Source organism: Candidatus Omnitrophota bacterium, from assembly GCA_028716565.1.
Lineage (GTDB): Bacteria > Omnitrophota > Gorgyraeia > Pluralincolimonadales > Pluralincolimonadaceae > Pluralincolimonas.
Genome location: JAQUPL010000005.1, coordinates 85,315 through 103,404 on the forward strand (window position 1 = coordinate 85,315; position 18,090 = coordinate 103,404).

The 18,090-nt window shown below is 53.2% G+C and carries 22 protein-coding genes; 18 read left to right on the forward strand and 4 right to left on the reverse strand.

Features of this window, described 5'->3' with window-relative positions; all coding sequences use genetic code 11:
* The 7 genes from PHO67_06270 (at position 1) to PHO67_06300 (ending at position 7,318) form a co-directional block, all read left to right on the forward strand.
* On the forward strand, positions 1-1,068 hold the full coding sequence (locus tag PHO67_06270; GenBank protein MDD5546739.1) for a type IV pilus twitching motility protein PilT: 1,068 nt from the start codon (positions 1-3) through the stop codon (positions 1,066-1,068).
* Positions 1,069-1,074: 6 nt separating this feature from the next.
* Positions 1,075-1,521 carry a hypothetical protein gene (locus tag PHO67_06275; GenBank protein MDD5546740.1) on the forward strand — a complete coding sequence of 149 codons (447 nt, stop codon included), beginning with the start codon at positions 1,075-1,077 and terminating at the stop codon, positions 1,519-1,521.
* 16 nt (positions 1,522-1,537) lie between these two features.
* Positions 1,538-3,241, forward strand: a complete 1,704-nt coding sequence (locus PHO67_06280; GenBank protein MDD5546741.1) for an ATPase, T2SS/T4P/T4SS family — start codon at positions 1,538-1,540, stop codon at positions 3,239-3,241.
* 3 nt (positions 3,242-3,244) lie between these two features.
* On the forward strand, positions 3,245-4,990 hold the full coding sequence (locus PHO67_06285) for a GspE/PulE family protein (GenBank protein MDD5546742.1): 1,746 nt from the start codon (positions 3,245-3,247) through the stop codon (positions 4,988-4,990).
* Positions 4,991-6,199 (forward strand): type II secretion system F family protein, encoded by a 1,209-nt coding sequence (locus PHO67_06290; GenBank protein MDD5546743.1) that lies wholly within the window; start codon positions 4,991-4,993, stop codon positions 6,197-6,199.
* Between the two features lie 85 nt (positions 6,200-6,284).
* On the forward strand, positions 6,285-6,716 hold the full coding sequence (locus tag PHO67_06295) for a prepilin-type N-terminal cleavage/methylation domain-containing protein (GenBank protein MDD5546744.1): 432 nt from the start codon (positions 6,285-6,287) through the stop codon (positions 6,714-6,716).
* A 167-nt stretch (positions 6,717-6,883) separates the two neighbouring features.
* On the forward strand, positions 6,884-7,318 hold the full coding sequence (locus PHO67_06300; GenBank protein MDD5546745.1) for a type II secretion system protein: 435 nt from the start codon (positions 6,884-6,886) through the stop codon (positions 7,316-7,318).
* Positions 7,319-7,332: 14 nt separating this feature from the next.
* Here PHO67_06300 and PHO67_06305 read toward each other — a convergent pair whose 3' ends face one another.
* From PHO67_06305 to PHO67_06320, 4 genes are read right to left on the reverse strand one after another with little or no spacing between them, the layout of a single operon-like run.
* On the reverse strand, positions 7,333-7,764 hold the full coding sequence (locus PHO67_06305) for a hypothetical protein (protein ID MDD5546746.1): 432 nt from the start codon (positions 7,762-7,764) through the stop codon (positions 7,333-7,335).
* Complete coding sequence (locus PHO67_06310) at positions 7,761-9,080, reverse strand: hypothetical protein (GenBank protein ID MDD5546747.1); 1,320 nt, start codon at positions 9,078-9,080, stop codon at positions 7,761-7,763. The genes PHO67_06305 and PHO67_06310 overlap by 4 nt, the downstream gene beginning before the upstream one ends.
* A gap of 2 nt (positions 9,081-9,082) precedes the next feature.
* On the reverse strand, positions 9,083-9,685 hold the full coding sequence (locus PHO67_06315; protein MDD5546748.1) for a hypothetical protein: 603 nt from the start codon (positions 9,683-9,685) through the stop codon (positions 9,083-9,085).
* The gene (locus PHO67_06320) at positions 9,682-10,161 is read right to left on the reverse strand and encodes a prepilin-type N-terminal cleavage/methylation domain-containing protein (protein MDD5546749.1); all 480 of its coding nucleotides are present in this window, start codon (positions 10,159-10,161) and stop codon (positions 9,682-9,684) included. Before PHO67_06320 ends, PHO67_06315 begins: the two co-directional genes overlap by 4 nt.
* Before the next feature lie 155 nt (positions 10,162-10,316).
* Between PHO67_06320 and PHO67_06325 the strand changes: the two genes are divergently transcribed.
* From PHO67_06325 to PHO67_06375, 11 genes are all read left to right on the forward strand, one after another.
* Positions 10,317-10,775: a prepilin-type N-terminal cleavage/methylation domain-containing protein gene (locus PHO67_06325; GenBank protein MDD5546750.1), complete on the forward strand. Its 459-nt coding sequence runs from the start codon at positions 10,317-10,319 to the stop codon at positions 10,773-10,775.
* A 3-nt stretch (positions 10,776-10,778) separates the two neighbouring features.
* Positions 10,779-11,705 carry a pilus assembly protein PilM gene (gene pilM, locus PHO67_06330; protein ID MDD5546751.1) on the forward strand — a complete coding sequence of 309 codons (927 nt, stop codon included), beginning with the start codon at positions 10,779-10,781 and terminating at the stop codon, positions 11,703-11,705.
* Positions 11,706-11,708: 3 nt separating this feature from the next.
* Positions 11,709-12,323, forward strand: a complete 615-nt coding sequence (locus PHO67_06335) for a hypothetical protein (protein ID MDD5546752.1) — start codon at positions 11,709-11,711, stop codon at positions 12,321-12,323.
* Positions 12,324-12,327: 4 nt separating this feature from the next.
* A complete protein-coding gene (gene pilO, locus PHO67_06340; GenBank protein MDD5546753.1) occupies positions 12,328-12,960 on the forward strand; it encodes a type 4a pilus biogenesis protein PilO in 633 nt (210 codons plus the stop codon).
* Positions 12,957-13,313: a hypothetical protein gene (locus PHO67_06345; GenBank protein MDD5546754.1), complete on the forward strand. Its 357-nt coding sequence runs from the start codon at positions 12,957-12,959 to the stop codon at positions 13,311-13,313. Before pilO ends, PHO67_06345 begins: the two co-directional genes overlap by 4 nt.
* Position 13,314: 1 nt before the next feature.
* Positions 13,315-15,057 carry a secretin and TonB N-terminal domain-containing protein gene (locus PHO67_06350; GenBank protein MDD5546755.1) on the forward strand — a complete coding sequence of 581 codons (1,743 nt, stop codon included), beginning with the start codon at positions 13,315-13,317 and terminating at the stop codon, positions 15,055-15,057.
* 20 nt (positions 15,058-15,077) lie between these two features.
* A complete protein-coding gene (locus PHO67_06355) occupies positions 15,078-15,359 on the forward strand; it encodes a hypothetical protein (protein ID MDD5546756.1) in 282 nt (93 codons plus the stop codon).
* Entirely contained in the window at positions 15,352-15,654 is a 303-nt protein-coding gene (locus PHO67_06360) for a TIGR03936 family radical SAM-associated protein (GenBank protein ID MDD5546757.1), read from the forward strand. The genes PHO67_06355 and PHO67_06360 overlap by 8 nt, the downstream gene beginning before the upstream one ends.
* Positions 15,654-17,147 carry an Rne/Rng family ribonuclease gene (locus tag PHO67_06365; GenBank protein ID MDD5546758.1) on the forward strand — a complete coding sequence of 498 codons (1,494 nt, stop codon included), beginning with the start codon at positions 15,654-15,656 and terminating at the stop codon, positions 17,145-17,147. Before PHO67_06360 ends, PHO67_06365 begins: the two co-directional genes overlap by 1 nt.
* 9 nt (positions 17,148-17,156) lie before the next feature.
* Positions 17,157-17,750, forward strand: coding sequence for a flavodoxin family protein (locus tag PHO67_06370; protein ID MDD5546759.1), 594 nt, complete (start codon positions 17,157-17,159; stop codon positions 17,748-17,750).
* On the forward strand, positions 17,750-18,090 hold a 341-nt coding region (locus PHO67_06375; GenBank protein MDD5546760.1), incomplete at its 3' end, for a macro domain-containing protein. The genes PHO67_06370 and PHO67_06375, both read left to right, overlap by 1 nt.

Consider the following 18,090-nt stretch of genomic DNA (forward strand, 5'->3'; position numbering starts at 1 on the left):
ATGGTAAATGTCCAGATAGAGACACTGCTTAAATTGATGGTCCAGAAGGGGGCGTCCGACCTGCATATCTCCGTGTTTTCCCCGCCCCAGTTTAGGATAGACGAGCAGTTGGTGCCGACCGAATTCGGCTTCCTCACGGCCGAGGACACCAAGAGGCTGGCTTACAGCATGCTCAAGCCGCAGCACATAGAGAAGTTCGAACGCGAGCTTGAACTTGATATCTCGTTCGGCATAGAGGGGCTTGGGCGCTTCAGGGTAAATGTATTCCTCCAAAGGGGATATGTCGGCGCTGCGGTAAGGCTGCTCCCCCTCCACATAATGAGTTTCGAGGAGTGCGGCCTCCCGCTCAATGTCGTCGAGGACCTCTGCAAAAGGCCCAAGGGGCTCGTCCTCGTCACGGGCGCCACCGGAAGCGGCAAGTCCACGACCCTCGCTTCGATGGTCGACAAGATAAATTCGGAGAGAAATTGCCATATCGTGATAGTGGAGGACCCGATCGAGTATGTCCATAAGAACAAAAAAGCGCTGGTTGACCAGCGCGAAGTCGGGCCGGACACGCAGTCATTCGCGCAATCGCTGAAGCATGTCCTGAGGCAGGACCCGAACGTAATCCTCATCGGCGAGATGCGCGACCTCGAGACGATCGAGGCTGCCCTGGATATCGCCGAGACCGGGCATCTCGTCCTGTCTACGCTACATACCTCGGACGCGGTCCAGACGATAAACAGGGTCATAGATGTCTTCCCGTCCCACCAACAGCAACAGGTAAGGATACAGCTCTCGTTCGTGCTTCTCGGCATCCTCGCCCAGCAGCTCATACCGAAGGCCACCGGCCACGGCAGGGTCCTGGCGACGGAGGTATTGATCGCCACACCCGCGGTGAGGAGCCTTATACGCGAGGCTAAGACGCACCAATTGTATTCCGTCATACAGACGAGCCAGAAAGAGGGCATGAGGACGATGAACCAGACGCTCTTCGAACTTTATAACAAGAAATTGATAAGCTACGAAGACGCGATACTCCGAAGCACTGATCCGGACGATCTTGACAGGTTATTCAGGAAATAGGGCCATATGGCGTCGGTAAAGCGCGTAATAACTAAAACAATAGGACAGCTCCTCCTGGAAAAAGGCGTGATAAAACAGGCGCATCTCGAAGAGGCCTTGAAGATCCAGAAGGAGAAGGGCGGGCTTTTAGGCCAGATCCTGGCTGGTCTGGGATATGTAACTGAAGAGCAAATAGCCCAAGCCATCACGGTCCAATACGGCTTCCCGTACCTTCCGCTGGCTAATTACGAGATGGACGAGTCGGCGATAAAGATGGTGCCTGAGAATGTCGCGCGCCAGTATTGCCTTATCCCGATAGATAAGATCGGCAATACCGTGACCATCGCGATGGCCGATCCCCTTAACATCCAGGCCGTCGAAGACATAGAGCTGGTGACCGGCTGCTCGATACAGATATTCGTTTCAACGGCGACCGACATAAAGCAGGCGATAGACAAGTTCTACAAAAAATAGGAGACCCTGACAGCCGATGCCATCTGGGATCAAGGAACGGCTAAGCGAGATACTGATAAAAAAAGGGGCTATAACCGAAGAGAAATTAAACCAGGCCCTTCAAGCCCAGAAAGAGAAGGGCGGTTCGCTGGGAGACATCCTTGTCTCTTTGGGAGCCATAACCCAGAGGGATCTTTTAGCGATACTAAGCCAGGAACTCGGCATCCCGCCGATATCCCTTTCCAAATTCAAGATCGACCCTGAAATAACGAAGTTCATCCCGAAAAAGATCGCCGCCAATTACCAGATCATGCCTATATCGAAGATGGGTAATGTCCTGACCGTCGCGATGGCCGACCCGCTTAATGTCTTCGCGCTCGACGACATAAGGAATGTCACGGGTATGGATATCACGCCCATCATAACCACACAGGACGATGTGAAGGCCGCGATAGAGCAGCATTACGGCAGCGCGGCGACATCCACCATCGAAGCGCTGGTAAAGGAGACGAATATAGAGCTCATCTCTTCCAGGAGAATAGAAGATGAGTCTGTCGAGGTGCTGGGCGCGGTCGCTGATACCCCTGTGGTAAAACTTACGAACGCCATAGTCCTGGACGCGACAAAAGCGCGGGCGAGCGATATCCTGATAGAGCCGATGGAAGACCACCTGCGCGTCAGGTATAAGATCGACGGGATATTCAGGGAAGCGCAGTCGCTTCCAAGGTCTATACAATCGGGCATAATATCCAGGATAAAAGTCATGTCGAACCTCAATATCGCCGAGCGGCGCCTGCCCCAGGACGGCAGGTTCAAGATAAAGGTGCAGGAGAGGGAAGTCGACTTCAGGGTCTCGACAGTCCCGACCGCGTTCGGCGAAAAAGTGGCGCTCAGGATCCTCGATAAATCCCAGGCCATGCTCGATGTAGATAAGCTGGGTTTCGAGAAGGAACCTCTCGACGAGCTCAAGAAGGCCTCGAGGAGGCCCCACGGGATGATACTCGTCTGCGGCCCGGCGGGTTCCGGCAAGACGACTACGCTCTACTCGGTCATCAAGCATATAGACGCTCCGGAAAAGAATTTTGTCACCGTAGAAGACCCGGTCGAATACCTGCTCCCCGGGATAAACCAGGTCAATATAAACCCGAATATCGGGTTGACATACGCGGCCACTCTCCGTTCGATATTGCGCCAGGACCCGAACGTCATAATGGTAGGCGAGATAAGGGACCTCGAGACCGTCGACATCGCGATAAAGGCTGCGCTGACCGGACACCTCGTCCTAAGCACGCTGCATACCAACACGGCGACCGGTGTCATCATGAGGCTGATGAACATGGGCGTCGAGCCGTTCCTCATCAGTTCGTCGGTGGTACTTGTCGCGGCCCAACGGCTTGTCAGGAAGGTATGCCCGCGCTGTAAGGAAGTCCAGGAAATCCACAAGACATTACTCGAAAAACTTAAGATAAAGGCGCCGGAGAATGTGAAGTTTTACAAGGGCAAAGGTTGCGATCATTGTTTCAAGACCGGGTTCAGGGGAAGGGTAGGCCTTATAGAAGCGGTAGCTATAAACGCGGAGTTGAGGGAATTGATCGCCAAGAGGGCGCACGAGAGCACCGTATACGAAGCGGCGCGCCGCGCCGGGCTCGTAACTTTAAGGGAGAGCGGATTAAGGAAGGTATTTGACGGCACCACGACCCTAGAGGAGGTAGTGCGCGTGACCCTCGGCGAGCAGGATTAAGCCATGGCCCAGAGCATAAGGGATAAATTAGCCGAAGTCCTCGTTAAGAAGGGCTCCATTTCGAAAGAAAAACTGGACGAGGCGATAAAAGCCCAGAAGGCGCATGGCGGCAGCCTGAGCAAGATCCTTGTGCAGAAGGGGCTCGCCAACGAGAATGACCTCCTCGCGATATTCAGCCAGGAACTTAATATTACCCCGATAAACCTGGCGAAATACAAAATAGACAAGGAGATCATCTCGCTCGTGCCGGAGAAGATCGCGCGGCTTTACCACCTTATCCCTGTCTCGAAGATCGGCAACCGTATGACAGTAGCCATGTCCGATCCGCTCGATATATTCGCCCTCGACGACCTGAAGATTCTCACCAAATACGAGATAGACCCTGTTATAGCGACCGACAAGGATATAATCGCGGCGATCGCAAGCTATTACGGGGAAGAAGTGTTCTCAATAGATAAATTGGTAAAAGATGCCAAGGGCGAAGAATTGCAGCTCCTTTCGTCCGAAGACGCGGAGCGGTTCGATGTCTCGACCCTCGCCATAGAGAGCCAGAAGGCGCCGATACTCAAGATGGTCGACGTCATTATAAGCGAGGCGCTCAAACGCCGCGCCTCTGACATCCATGTCGAGCCGATGGAGACTGACCTGCGCCTGCGCTACCGTATCGACGGCGCCCTCACGGAATTCTCGCACCTGCCGAAATCGAACCAGAACGCGGTGCTTACCAGGATCAAGATAATGTCGGATATGGATATCACCGAATGGCGCCTACCGCAGGACGGCAGGTTCAAGGTGAGGATGGAGGAGAGGGAGATAGATTTCCGCGTCTCTACCCTGCCGCTGGTCCACGGCGAGAAGGTCGTCCTGAGGGTCCTCGATAAATCGAGCATAAAAGTTTCCCCTGAAAAGCTGGGCTTTCTTCCCAAGACCCTGGAGGAATTGAGGGAAGCCATCTCCAGGCCTTACGGGATGTTCTTGGTGACCGGCCCGACAGGGAGCGGCAAGTCCACGACCCTTTATTCCATCCTTAACATATTGAATACGCCGGAAAAGAATATCGTCACCATAGAAGACCCGATCGAATATGAGCTCATGGGGATAACCCAGGTGCAGGTCAAGCCGGAGATAGGCCTTACCTTCGCGGGCGGCCTGCGCGCTTTCCTGCGCCAGGCGCCGGATATCGTGATGGTCGGGGAGATCCGCGATTTCGAGACCGCGGATATCGCCATCAAAGCGTCGCTTACCGGACAGCTGCTCCTTTCAACACTGCACACGAATGACGCGCCGAGCGCCATAACGAGGCTTATAGATATGGGCGTCGAGCCGTTTTTGGTCGCCTCCAGCGTGGTATTCATATGCGCGCAGAGGCTGATGAAGAGGGTATGCGCGAATTGCAAGGAGAAGATCGATATCCCGAAGGAGATGCTGGATAAGTTAGGATATAAGGAAAGGTCTAAAGGCCCTGAGGGGTCTAAAGGCCCTGAGGGGTCCAAGGCGGTTTTTTATAAGGGGAAAGGGTGCGCCAAGTGCAACAATACCGGCTATTACGGGAGGTTCGCCATCCTCGAAAACCTCACTGTAGACGACAAGATAAAAGAGATGATACTTGACAGGGTGCAGAGCGATAAGATAAAAGAATATGCTATGAAGGAAAAGGGGATGCTCACCCTGCGCGCGGCGGCGCTCGAAAACCTGGCTTTGGGGAATACCACGGTTGAGGAAGTCTTGAGGGTAACGTCGGAGGAATAAGTGCCACAATTTAAATATGTCGCTAAGGATAAGGACGGCAGGACCGTATCCGGTTCCATGGAAGCGCCCAGCAGCATCGCCCTGGTAGATACGCTCAGGCAGAAAGAATATGTGATAATCTCGTTGGGCGAGGCGAAGGAAGCGGCCAGGGGCCAGGCCTTCGGCGGCGCTAAGATAAAGCTCGACGACCTGGTCGTCTTCTCCAGGCAGCTAGCTACCATGGTGGACGCGGGCATACCGCTCGTCGGAGCCCTTGACGCGCTCCAGGAGCAGATGGAGAGCAAGGGTTTCAAGAACGTCGTTAAGAAGGTCCGCGATAACGTCGAGGGCGGGTTGAGCCTATCCGAAGCGCTGGGCAAACAGCCGAACGTATTCTCTCCTTTTTTCATAAACATGGTCAGGGCAGGCGAATCGAGCGGAAACCTGGATGAGATACTCGACAGGGTCGCCATCTATATGGAAAAGACGATCGCCCTGATAAGGAAAGTGAAATCGAGCCTTATTTATCCGGCGGTCGTAGTCACGATGGCGATCCTTATCACGACTTTCTTGATAGTCAAAGTCGTCCCGACATTCGAGAGCATATTCGCCACCATCGGCGTAACGTTGCCCCTGCCGACGCTTATACTGATAAAGATATCACATATCGTGAGGAGCTACCTGCTTTTCGTGATCATAGGGCTGGTGATAGGGTCCATAACGCTTTCGCAGGTGGTCAAGACCGATAAAGGAAAGCTTGCCTTCGATACCTTTCTATTGAAGATACCGGTCATCGGGCCGTTATTAAGGAAGGTAGCCATCGCGAGGTTCGCGCGCACGCTTTCGACGTTACAGAAGAGCGGCGTCTCGATATTGACGGCGCTTGAAATAGTAGGGAAGACCTCGGGTAACAGGGTAATAGAAGCGGCGGTCCTGAAGACCAAGATGAGCATCAAGGAAGGCGAGTCGATAGCGCAGCCGCTCACGGCAAGCAAAGTTTTCCCGCCTATGGTAACGAGGATGATCTCGGTCGGAGAACAGACCGGCAAACTCGAGGAGATGCTCGGGAAGGTCGCCGATTTTTACGAGAGCGAAGTCGACGCCGCAGTATCCGGGTTGACGAGCCTCATAGAGCCGCTGATAATCGCTTTCCTCGGGATCGTGGTAGGCGGAATCGTCGTGTCGATGTTCCTGCCGATAGTGAAGTTGATCCAGGTCGTCGGAAGATAGAAACGCTTGACAGAGGTTGCTTTTATGTTATACTTTAACTGAAGAAACGGAAGTCCCAATCTAGGAAGAAAGGAGGGGAAATAAAATGAGAACGCTAGTAGGAAGAAAAGGTTTTACGCTCGTTGAGATCATGATCGTAGTTGCCATTATAGCTCTTTTAGCAGCCATAGCGATACCCAACTTACTACGTGCTAGACTCAACGCCAACGAAGCAGCAGCTATAAGTTCACTCCGTACGATAAGTACGGCATGTGAAAGTTTCAGAGCCGCCCAGAGCCCGGTGTCTTATCCGGCTAACCTGGCAGCTTTAGGCGCTGCTAATCCCCCGTACATCGATGCGACATTGGCCGGTGGTACAAAGCAGGGATATACGTTTACCTATGCATTAGTGAACGTGAACCAGTATACCTGCACGGGCGCGCCTGTAACGGCGAACGTTACCGGTACGAGGACATTCTTTGTTGACGAGTCGGGCGTAATAAGATTGACGAACGCCGCGGGCAACCCGATCGAATAATGCTCAGGGCGTAAAGTATGCAAAAAGGCGAGGAGTAAAATCCTCGCCTTTTTGTTATACTTGCCCTGAGCCCTTCAGCGGAGTTTACCCTGAGCGGAGCCGAAGGGCTCAGGGTAAACTCCGGTAAAGGGTTGACATTTTATCGTTTTGGTTATAGATTAAACAGCATGGCGAAAGATCCGGATCGCAGAAAAGGGTTTACGCTTGTCGAGATAATGATAGTCGTGGCCATACTGGTCACGCTGGCGGTCATCGCGATACCCGGTTTCTTGAGGGCGAGGGTCATCGCGAATGAATCGTCGGCGATAGGCTCGATGAGGACGATAAGCACCGGATGCGAGAGTTACCGGAGCATGCAGAACCCACCCTCATATCCTCCGGACCTCCAGACCTTGAGCACCGAAACTCCCCCGTATATAGATCCTGCTCTGGGAAGCGGGTCGAAGCAGGGGTATAATTTCAATTACACCCTTGTGGACCCGAACCAGTTTACCTGCACGGCGACGCCCGTAACCGTCAATATATCAGGAGTCAGGACTTTTTTTGTGGATGAGTCAGGCGTGATAAGGGTAAACGACGCGTCAGGCATACCCGTCGAATAAGGACCCCGCGCTTCTCAGTATGCCACTATACCTTGCCTTTGCATCTTCTGTAATACTTCCGGCGGAGGCATCTTAGGCGGTTTCTTCGGCAGGTCAGGGGATGGCTCATAGACCTTCGGCGCATTTCCCGTTCCGCCGCTCAAACTGTTATCGGGATTTCTTGTATTTTCGATTGAAGCCGCGGGTGCAGGGGATGTCGGCGGTATCGATGGCACCGGTTTCGCGGACGGAGTGCTTACGGACTGCGAAACCGGATATCCGGCGTTCTCCTGTGCCGGGGGCAGTTCGTATTTTCCCGCCTGAAGCGGGATCTGCTCTTCCGGTTTGGCTTCAGGAGCCGCAGTCACAGCCGGCTTCGGCTGAGGCCTGCCGAGCGAGAGGATGATAATTATTGCCAGGACGCATAAGGATAATATTATGGCTATTTGTGTTTTTGATATCTTCATTGTTCCCTCCATGCTACCCCTATGTACTTTTTAGTATCCGGGAAGTAAGGGGGCGGCGCGTCGCGCAGCCTCCTGTCGTAGACGTAATTTTTTGAAAAACCGCTGGCTTTGGTGCTTGTAGTTATATTGAAACTTCCTACGGGCCCCCGCTGGTTCTGGGTTATCCCGCCGTATATGTTCAAGGCACCTTTCATGCTCGAGGTCCAATCTTCCAGGTAGAAGGAGTCGGCCATGGCCATTACGGCCGCCTGGATAGTAAGGTTTCCGTTTGTCGGGCATGCGCTTTGCTTGATCACGACATCGCCTTCGGCTATGAGCCCCAGCGTGTCGGTCGAGTTCGGGTTCGTCTGCGGATTGATGTTATATTGTACGTTTCCCGTGATAATAATGTCATCGTTTGTTCCTATGGAGAGACGGCCGTTCAATGTCCCGGATACCTTGGCATATCCGTATTCGCTGATATGTCCCCACCTATCCAGCTTGTTCTGTACGTATATAGCCCCGTTTGCCGGTACGGGCATATTGGTATTATTGTAACCGCCGGTCGCGTTCGTCACGTTCATCGTGCCGTTGGCGTTTAAAGTTATCGTAGTGTTCCCCGTAAAGACACGGCCGCCGGATGCGGCTGCGTTACGGAGGGGTTCCGTATCATCATGGTCAGGCATTTCTATAGTGTCGGCGTTGAAATCAACCGGCTGGGCAAAATACGGGTTATCATCTCCGGGATGCATGTAATTTATACTCGGGCCGTGATGTTGGGTCGGATGGAGGTCTATAAGGTCGGGGAATTGGGGGTCGCCCGAAATATTGAAGCTGTCGTTAGTGTGTACGGGGCCGTCCAGCGAGTCGACCGTTACGAACCATACATCAAGCGGGCCGTAACTCTCGGTATTTGTAAACCAGATATTCTTGGCGAAAGTATCGCGCTGGACTTCGTAATATACGGTTCGGGTCGAATCCCCGGACGTCCCTACAGATACTATCTCGTATTTTTTCGGCCAGTTTGTCGGATTGCTTGCGTTCGGCACGACCGTTACGGAGTATGTCCCGGTAGTCAGGGCAGGTTTCGGCACGCCCGTTATCACGGGATTAAAGATGGGAGCCGTGCCGGCAGGCGGGGTAGGTTGGGCTTTCAGCCAGGCAAAGCCGTAATCGATCCCCGTCTCAGCCGCGGCGAGCGCCGCCAAAGAATCCTTTTCTCTTTGCGCTGTCCTCATCTCCGCCACGCTGCGGGCCACATAGGCTGCGATGAGGATAAGGATCACAGCGACTACCGAATAAGCCACGATCAGTATAAACCCTTTTTTGTGTCCCATTTTTAGTCCCTCAATAAGACGGCGCTGGTTAAAGTCATCGGGATCAGCCTTCTCTCCGCAGTGGTCTTCGTCGTCTGCAACGTTATCAAGAACGTCGTGAGCGAGTATTCCTGGCCGTCGTTCAGTGTATGAGAATCCTTTTGCAGGCGGAACGTGAGGCCGGTCACATTGTTTGCAAGCACTTTGGCGGTATTGTCCTGGAGTCTTATCAGCTGGTTATTATTCACGTAATAAGAGATAGGAGCGGACAAGTTTGGCATGCCGGCATTAGTTATCACGGAACCGTAGGCGCCGTAATTATTATTACCGGCGACGACGGTCACGACCCGGAAGACGACGGAGTTATAGTCGGTATCCGTATTGTCTACGTATTTCGCGCCCGCCATATTAGTCAGGGAGGCCAAATTGGCCTGCCGCAATTCCCTTGTCATGTACATGACGCCTTTCCTCGCTTCCTGTGTGGCCTGTATCTCCGCGTCTCCCGAATGCCAGGCCGCGCCTCCTATAACAAGGAAACGCGCAAGGATCCCTCCGATAACGACCACTATGCCTATGGTCACCATCAATTCGACCAGGCTTAACCCTTTACGAGGCCCCGTGTTCATCTGTCCGTTACCACCTCTGAAATAATAGCCGGCGATTTCAAATAACCGTTAGCGTCCGCCTGTTCCGTGCCGTCGCGCACGCCGTTAAGCGCTATCCCGCCGCCGCTGCCGTTATCCGCCCCGATTATCCTTCCGCCTTTTTGCCGCCAGGAGACGGAGATGGTCACTCTTTTGAGATCCGTGCTATTGGGAATGGCGTCGACATAGACCACGCCTTTGGCATTCTGGACGGCGAAACCCGGTATATCGAACGTGTTATAGTCGTAATGATTGACTATGTTGAGCTTCTGGTAACGTATCTCTTCAAGTTTCTGCTGGATCGCGTTCGTCGCTAAAGTCAAGTTTCTTGCCGTCTCGCTCAGGTTAAAACAGAGGACATATGCCCCCAAAAGCCCGCCTATCGCGACGAGCATTATCGCGCCCGAGAACATGACTTCCATCAGCGTAAAACCGGATTTCGCGGAACGAAACAACATCTTATCATCCCTCCAATTAGAAGTTTACTATAATGCCGGGTCAATATCAAGACTTTTGCAACGTCCCGCCGCAGCGGGGCTCTTAAGAGGGGAATCTCGTAAAAATTGGCAATTTTTCTTGACTTTTTTGCTCAAAAAATATAAACTAAAACTCAATGAAAGAAGAAAAACTATCATATCGCGGTTTTACTCTTGTTGAAATAATGATAGTTATCGCCATTATAGCTACTTTGGCGGCCATCGCTATCCCTGTCTTCCTCACATCCCGCATAAACGCGAACGAGGCATCGGCTATAGTATCGTGCCGGACGATCGGATCGGCCTGCAACAGCTATTACGCGAATTCCAACCCCCATACTTTTCCGGCTGCCCTGGATAACCTGGCGGCGCCGGATTCCGATCCGCCTTACATCGATTCGGTCCTGGGTGTGACCAAGCAAAAACAGGGTTACAGGTTCAATTATACTTTCATCGACGCGGAGAATTTCGAGTTGAACGCAGAACCGACAACTCCCGGAAGGACGGGGAACAGGTATTTTTTCACGGACAGCACGGGCATAATAAGGGCAAAGAACGGGGGTCAGGCGGGCGAGTCCGATCCCCCGATAGAGTAGGATATGAAAGAGATCAAATTCCCGTTCTTGAATTTGAACAGGACAAAGGTTAAGGTCGGCATAGATATAGGCACTTCTTCCGTAAAGGTATTGGCCCTCTCGCGGAAAAAAACAGGCGGGTTCCAGCTTGATTTTTTCGCCGTCCAGTCTATTGACGGGGACCGCTCGAAAGAGAAGGTAGTCGAAACGATAAAGCGCGCCGTCGCTCCTTCGGAGACCAAGGTCCAGGGCGTAACGATCGCCGTTTCAGGGCAGGGAGTCGTCGTGCGCCAGGTTCTCTTCCCGAAGATGAGCGAGGGCGAATTGAAATCCGCCTTGCAGTTCGAGGCCGAAAAGCATATCCCGTTCAACATAAATGAAGTCTATATAGACGTGCAAGTGATCGATCAGAACGCCGAAGGCAACAAGATGAAGGTCCTCATCGTGGCTTCGAAGAAAGACCTCGTTGACGAGTACATGGGTTATGTCAGCGGGGCGGAGTTGACGGCCGAGGCCATAGATTGCGACGCTATCGCCGTGACGAACGCTTTTATGTTCAATAATCCCGGGTTAGGCAAGGATAAGACGGTCGCCCTTCTGAATATCGGCGCGAGCATGACCAACGTCTGCATACTCAAGAACGAGACGCTCAATTTTACCCGCGATATCCCGGTGGATGTAAAAAGCGCGGATACGCTCGAGAACCAGGTCAGGCTCTCGTTCGACTATTACGAGAACCAGTTCGGCAAAGGGATAGACGGTATATACGTGAGCGGCGGCGGCGCGAAAGAGACGGCGCTGCTGCAGCGTTTCTCCCAGGCTTTCGGGTTTGAGGTCTCGGCATGGGACCCGGTAAAAAACCTGGCGGTCTCCCCTAAAATAGATACGCAGGCCCTTAAGGACGCCTCCGGCCAACTGGCCGTCTGCGTCGGGCTCGCGATAAGAAGGTAGGCGATGATAGAAATAAATCTTTTGCCGCCGCATCTGAAAGCCAGGAAGAGGGAGCCGATGAAGCTGCCTTCGCTGCCCGTCATGCCGGTCGCCGCCGGCATCGTCGTCTTCCTGCTTGTCATACAGGTCCTCTTATGGGTCTTTATCCAGGTAAAAACCGTTTCCCGCGATTCCCTCAAAAAGAAAGCCGTCTCTATCGCCGCGTCGAATAAAGAGGCTATTACAATCGACAGTACCCTGAGGGAGATGTCCTCAAAGGTCGCAATAGTCGATAAACTGTCCGGCTCTAGGTTCGGGCTGGCGAAGATGCTCAATGATATTTCCGATTCTATGACATCGGGCGTCTGGTTGAGGATCATCGATATCAAGAAGGGCGAATCGCCCGCAGAACCCGGCATCCTGAAGGAGGTGCTGGTGATAGAGGGTTCAAGCGTCATCTCCGGGGGCACCGACGAGTACACGATAGGCAAATTCGTCAATTCACTGAAAGAGAACGCGTCCTTCTCGTCGGATTTCGACAATATCGAGATCGCGAAGGAGGAGCGTAAAAAGATACAGAATACCGAGATAATGGATTTTATCGTCATGTGCCATTTTAAGAAGGGGAAGGGGTTATAAAGATATGCCCGCGCCTTTTAACATACCGCGCATCCCAAAGGCCGACCTTGAGAAGATAGTGCTTATAGGGATAGCGGGTTTTATAGTTGTATTCAGCCTGATCCAGTTCCTGATGATCCCTTCTTTTCGCAAGTTAAGCGAGTTAAGGAAAGATATCATCAAGGAAACAGAGACCCTGAAAAAAGATGAGGCCCTCATAGCGAGCAAATCCCAGTTGCAGGCCCGGTTGGCGGCGGCGCAGGAAAAACTCAAAGTTTATGAAAATGCCATGCCGCGTTACAGTGAAATGCCGGGTATCCTGCAGAAGATCGCGGAGGTCGCTTACGAAAATAAGGTCAAGATAATAAAGGTCGAGCCTCTCCGCACGGAGAAAGCCGAGCCGGCAAAACCCAAGGCGGCGCAGGCAAAACCCGAGGCAAAAAAACCCGCCTCTATATATATGGAGATCCCTATACAGGTAGAGGTAAAAGGAGGCTATCACGCCATAGGCCAGTTCATAAACGGCGTCGAGACTGCCGTTAATATTATGTCGATAGGGGATATAGAGATCAAGGCGAACCCCGAGGATATGCAGAACCATAACGCCAGGCTCCTGATAGTCGCTTATGTCCTGCGCGAGGAGACCCAATCGAAATGAGGAACGCGGCATTCATAGGGCTTTTGATCCTTATCGCGTTCGCGCCGTATGCCCCGGGGAACGAAAATTTCAAGTACGACCCCAAAAATAAACGTGACCCGTTCAGGCCCCTTGTCGACAGGGACGGCAACATACTTCCCGAAATGAGGGCGGTTACGGCCAATGTCGAACTGACCCTTGAGGGGATAGTCTGGTCCAGGAACGGGGATTCATATGCTATCGTAGGAGGTTCGGTCGTCAGGGCCGGGGATATCCTGGGAGATTATAAGGTCAAAAATATAGAGAAGACGAGGGTGATCCTCGAAAGAGACGGCGAAGAATCAGTCATAAATTTGAGAGGCGAGGAGGAATAACATGTCCAAGCGCGAAAAGATCTCAATCGTAGGCGTCGTGTTTTTGAGCGCGTTTTTTTACGGGTCCGCATGCGGGCAGGAGCCGCCGGCCGCGCCGGCCGCGGTAGAGCAGCCTGTCGCCGCGCAGCCTGTCGCGGTTCCTCAGCAGGAGCCCGCGTCGGAGAAGAGCACCGTGACCCTTGATTTTAAGGATGCCGATATACAGAATGTCCTCCGGGTACTGGCTTACAAGAGCGGCGTAAATATCGTTACGGGCAAGGAGGTCGTGGGGACCGTCACTATACGGCTTGTGGATGTGCCGTGGGAACAGGCGCTGGACGTCATCCTTAATACATACGGTTTCGCGTATGAACGCGAAGGCAACATCATCACAGTCTCGACCGTTGACGCCCTGAAGGAACGCAGGGAGAAGAAGAAGGAATTGACCGAGATAGAGGGCGTCAGCAGCAGGGTCTTCAATTTACAATATCTCGACGCGCAGGACGCCAAGAAGATGCTTGAGCCGCAGTTGTCGCCGCAGGGCAAGATATCGGTCCTTGAGGTAACCGGGCAGAAAGGGTGGAAGATCGGCGTGCCGCAAGCCGGTGGCCAGTCGACGGATGAAGGCAAAGAGAGAAGGGAAAGGGAAAACTCCAGGTCGCGCTCGCTGGTGGTGACCGATACGTTGACCTATCTCGACAGGATGTCGAAGATATTAAAAGAGATGGATGTCAAGCCCGTCCAGATCCTTATAGAGGCGAGGATAATGGAGGTCAGCAAGAACGTCCTGAGGGATATAGGGATGGAGTGGAGCACCGGGTCAAGACTGCAGAACCACCAGGCCTTGACTACGGCAGGGGTCCTGAACGGTGGGGTTAAAGTGAAGTTCGGCAGCGCTTCTAAGACGACAGGCACGATATCGGGAAGCAATTATTCTCAATCGGAGCCTACCGACCCTCTCGGTTATCAGCCTTCAAATTTCAATCCGCTTTCCACGAACCTCAACCCTTATAACGCGGGGCTCCAGCTGCTCTACCAGAAACTCTTCGGGACGCAGATGGAAGCTATGGTCCACGCGCTTGAGGAAGATGTGAGGACCAATACGCTGTCCGCGCCTAAGATACTGACGCTTTCCGGCCAGGAAGCGATCATCCTTATCGGCACGAAGTATCCGATAGTCGAGAGCAGTATTTCAGGCACTTCGGGTACCGCGACAGAGAACCTGGCTTATTACCAGGATATAGGCGTCCAGCTTTATGTAGTCCCCCAGGTAAGCGGTGACGAAAAATTCATTAACATGATAGTCCATCCGGTCATTTCCGAGAGAACGGCGCTCACCGTCGGGTTGAATGATTACCCGGTCATAGACACGAGAGAGACAGAGACCCAGATCTTGATGGCGGACGGCGAAACGATAGTCATCGGCGGCCTTCTCAGGAACGTCAAATCGAAGAGCAGGATAGGGATACCAATATTGGGAGACATCCCGGTCATCGGCAACCTCTTTTCGCGGGCGACCAACAATACCGATAAAATAGACCTCCTTATATTCATAACGGCAAGGGTTGTAAGGCCGGGAGAGTTCACCGACCAGGAGATGGCGATGGTCAAGCAGGCCTTGGAGGCCGGACAGGCCAATGTCACCCCGGCTGCCGAGCCGGAGAAGAAGGAGAAGAAGAAGGAAGATAAAAAGAAAGAGAAACCGGCCGCGCCGGTGGCCGCGGAAGGATTCAGCAAGTCGAACAGGGGCTATTTGAGTAAATAAGAGGTCACAAGGAGGAAACAGTGAAAAGGATTTTTTTTGCGTTAATTCTTATGTCGGTGGCCGTTCTCCCGTTGGCGGCGCAGGATTACAAGAGTTCCGATTTTGACGCCGCTTTCCAGGACGCCACGAAGATGACCCTCTCCGGCGTAGAAGCGGCCAAAGGCACCGATCTTCTCGTCAAGGATACCGCCAGCGTCCTGCACAGGGAACAGATGGCGATACTCGACGAACTCGCGAAGCTGCATAAAGAGATCGCCGACTTGAAGAAGGACATCAAGACCATAAAGAGCCAGGTTGAATAATTACCGGGTCTTCTTTGCCAAGAAAGAGCAGATGAAGTTCATCTCGCATCTCGATCTCGTCCGGCTTTTCCAGCGGGCGGCCCGCCGCGCCGGCATATCCCTCGTGATCTCGCAGGGGTTCAGCCCGAGGCCAAAGATAAGTTTTAAGCGCGCGTTGAAGCTCGGCGTGGAGAGCGAGGCCGAGGAGGCGGTATTCCATCTCAAGGATATGGTATCGAAAGAGGATTTCGGTAACAGATTGCAGGCGCAGTTGCCTGGAGGGATAATCATTAATAATATAGAGGAAATAAGTTAATGGGAAAAGAAATTCTGATCAACATCGAGCCGCAGGAGACAAGGCTCGCGGTGCTCGAGAACAAGGTCCTCGAGGAGTTTTCGGTCGAGAGATTGGGTGAGAAGAGGCTCGTCGGCAATGTCATCAAGGGCAGGGTGAACTCCGTCGTGCCGGCTGTCAAGGCCGCGTTCGTCGGACTCGGGCTGGAGAAGAACGGTTATCTCTATCTCGCGGATATCGTCGGTATAGGGATGGATTTCGAATCGATCGACAAGGAAGAGGAGGTGGTAAGGCCTCCCAGGGGCATACAGCCGCACCAGTCGATAGACCAGCTGGTAAAAAAAGGACAGGAAGTCCTCGTCCAGGTGACGAAGGAGCCGTTCGGCACGAAGGGCGCGCGCCTCACTACCCATATCTCATTACCCGGCCGCTATATAGTTTTATTGCCGTACGACAGGCACCTCGGGATCTCGCGCCGCATATCGGACGATAAGGAACGCGCGCGGCTTAAGGATATATTGAGGGGGCTTGAAGTCCCGAAGGAGATGGGCGTCATAATCAGGACCGCGGGCATCGGGCAATCCAAGCGGGAACTCGGCAGGGACCTCAAATATCTCTTGGGCATCTGGAGGAAGATAAAATTCGGCGCGGCGAAGAAACAGGCGCCGGCCCAGCTGCATGAGGAATATGACCTGGTGCTCAGGGTCGCGCGGGATTACCTTACCGAGGACGTCGAGAAACTTATAATAGATAACCGCGACGAATACAGGAAGATACAGCATTTCCTTAGCGCGGTCGCCCCTCACCTCAGGCCTAAAGTCGAACTTTATGAAGGCGACATCCCGCTTTACGACAGGAAGGGCATAGAGAAGGACGTCGAGAAATTATTCGAGCGCAAGGTCCCGCTGAGATGCGGCGGTTATATCGTCATCGAGCCGACCGAAGGGCTCGTCGCGATAGACGTCAACAGCGGGAAGTTCACCGAGAAGAAGAGCCTAGAGGAGACGGCGTTCGCAGTGAACATGGAAGCCGCCCGCGAAGTCGCGCGCCAGATACGCCTGCGCGACCTCGGCGGCATTATCGTGATCGATTTCATCGACATGATGCAGGCCGGCAAGAGGCGCAAAGTATTCGAGGCGCTCACAGACTCGTTGAAGCGCGATAAGGCGAAGACAGACGTATCTCCGCTCTCAGAGATCTGTCTCGTCGAGATGACGCGCCAGAGGATGCGCCGCAGCGTCGAGAGCATGTCATTCAGGGAATGCCCGTATTGCCAGGGCAGGGGCCTGATAAAATCGGTCTCGACCGTATCCATCCAGGCATTAAGGAAAGTCAAAAAATATCTCAAGGAGACGAAGAAGAAGCAGGTCGAACTCCTCGTTAATCCCGAGGTCACCTCGCGCCTCTTCAATGAGGACCGCCAGGCGATAGAATCCATCGAGCGCGTCTTCCACGCCAAGATCATCATCAAGGCAGACCCGCTGCTCCACGTCGAAGAGATAAAGCTTATTTAGTAGGTACTCATGAAAGTAACCGCGATAGTAGGCACTTACCGTAAGGGCGGTATCACCGATACCGCCGTCGATGAGATCCTTGCCTCGGCCAAAGAATCGGGGGCCGAGGTGTCGAAGATCTATCTTCTCGATAAGCACATCGAATTCTGCACCAATTGCAGGGCGTGCACCCAGAAAGAGGGGACGAAACGCGGGGAATGCCCGATCTCGGATGATATGAACGGCATACTCGACGAGATCGAACGTTCGGATTCTATCGTGGTCGCCTCGCCGATGAATTATTATACCGTAACGGCCTTGATGAAGAAATTCATCGAACGGCTTATCTGTTTCGCGTATTGGCCGTGGGAAGGGCACGTTCCCAAAATGAGAAGCACTCTGATAAATAAACGCGCCGTTGTCGTAGCCTCTTCTGCGGCTCCTGCATTATTTGCCATTTTCACACCCGGTACCGTGAGCCTTTTGAAGATCACCGCCGGCAACCTCGGTGCGAAGACGATAGGAACTCTCTTCATGGGCCTCGCCGCTCAAAAGCCGAAACAGGAATTAAACCCTCGGCATAAGAAACAAGCCCGCCTTTTAGGAAAAAAACTGGCCGCCTGATGGCAACAAAGATAGAGCTATTCCAGGGTGATATTACGACGCTGGCGGTCGACGCTATCGTTAACGCCGCGAATAAGACGTTGCTAGGCGGCGGGGGAGTGGACGGCGCGATACACCGAGCAGCCGGCCCGAAACTTCTCGCCGAATGCGCCACGCTCGGCGGATGCGAGACAGGCGGAGCGAAGATAACCAGGGGCTACAACCTCCCGGCGAAACATGTGATTCACACAGTCGGCCCTGTCTGGCGCGACGGCAAGCACAACGAGCCGGAATTACTCGCCTCATGTTATCGTAATTCTCTCAACCTCGCGAAGGAACACGGCCTCAAAACCATCGCTTT

What these genes read in the sequence shown, in the direction of transcription:
- PHO67_06350 (MDD5546755.1), top strand. Translation starts at nt 13,315, where the DNA reads ATGTCCAAGCGCGAAAAGATCTCAATCGTAGGCGTCGTGTTTTTGAGC.
- pilM (MDD5546751.1), top strand. Translation starts at nt 10,779, where the DNA reads ATGAAAGAGATCAAATTCCCGTTCTTGAATTTGAACAGGACAAAGGTT.
- PHO67_06335 (MDD5546752.1), top strand. Translation starts at nt 11,709, where the DNA reads ATGATAGAAATAAATCTTTTGCCGCCGCATCTGAAAGCCAGGAAGAGG.
- PHO67_06370 (MDD5546759.1), top strand. Translation starts at nt 17,157, where the DNA reads ATGAAAGTAACCGCGATAGTAGGCACTTACCGTAAGGGCGGTATCACC.
- PHO67_06285 (MDD5546742.1), top strand. Translation starts at nt 3,245, where the DNA reads ATGGCCCAGAGCATAAGGGATAAATTAGCCGAAGTCCTCGTTAAGAAG.
- PHO67_06275 (MDD5546740.1), top strand. Translation starts at nt 1,075, where the DNA reads ATGGCGTCGGTAAAGCGCGTAATAACTAAAACAATAGGACAGCTCCTC.
- PHO67_06270 (MDD5546739.1), top strand. Translation starts at nt 1, where the DNA reads ATGGTAAATGTCCAGATAGAGACACTGCTTAAATTGATGGTCCAGAAG.
- PHO67_06365 (MDD5546758.1), top strand. Translation starts at nt 15,654, where the DNA reads ATGGGAAAAGAAATTCTGATCAACATCGAGCCGCAGGAGACAAGGCTC.
- PHO67_06310 (MDD5546747.1), bottom strand. Translation starts at nt 9,080, where the DNA reads ATGGGACACAAAAAAGGGTTTATACTGATCGTGGCTTATTCGGTAGTC.
- PHO67_06300 (MDD5546745.1), top strand. Translation starts at nt 6,884, where the DNA reads ATGGCGAAAGATCCGGATCGCAGAAAAGGGTTTACGCTTGTCGAGATA.
- pilO (MDD5546753.1), top strand. Translation starts at nt 12,328, where the DNA reads ATGCCCGCGCCTTTTAACATACCGCGCATCCCAAAGGCCGACCTTGAG.
- PHO67_06295 (MDD5546744.1), top strand. Translation starts at nt 6,285, where the DNA reads ATGAGAACGCTAGTAGGAAGAAAAGGTTTTACGCTCGTTGAGATCATG.
- PHO67_06315 (MDD5546748.1), bottom strand. Translation starts at nt 9,685, where the DNA reads ATGAACACGGGGCCTCGTAAAGGGTTAAGCCTGGTCGAATTGATGGTG.
- PHO67_06305 (MDD5546746.1), bottom strand. Translation starts at nt 7,764, where the DNA reads ATGAAGATATCAAAAACACAAATAGCCATAATATTATCCTTATGCGTC.
- PHO67_06280 (MDD5546741.1), top strand. Translation starts at nt 1,538, where the DNA reads ATGCCATCTGGGATCAAGGAACGGCTAAGCGAGATACTGATAAAAAAA.
- PHO67_06345 (MDD5546754.1), top strand. Translation starts at nt 12,957, where the DNA reads ATGAGGAACGCGGCATTCATAGGGCTTTTGATCCTTATCGCGTTCGCG.
- PHO67_06320 (MDD5546749.1), bottom strand. Translation starts at nt 10,161, where the DNA reads ATGTTGTTTCGTTCCGCGAAATCCGGTTTTACGCTGATGGAAGTCATG.
- PHO67_06325 (MDD5546750.1), top strand. Translation starts at nt 10,317, where the DNA reads ATGAAAGAAGAAAAACTATCATATCGCGGTTTTACTCTTGTTGAAATA.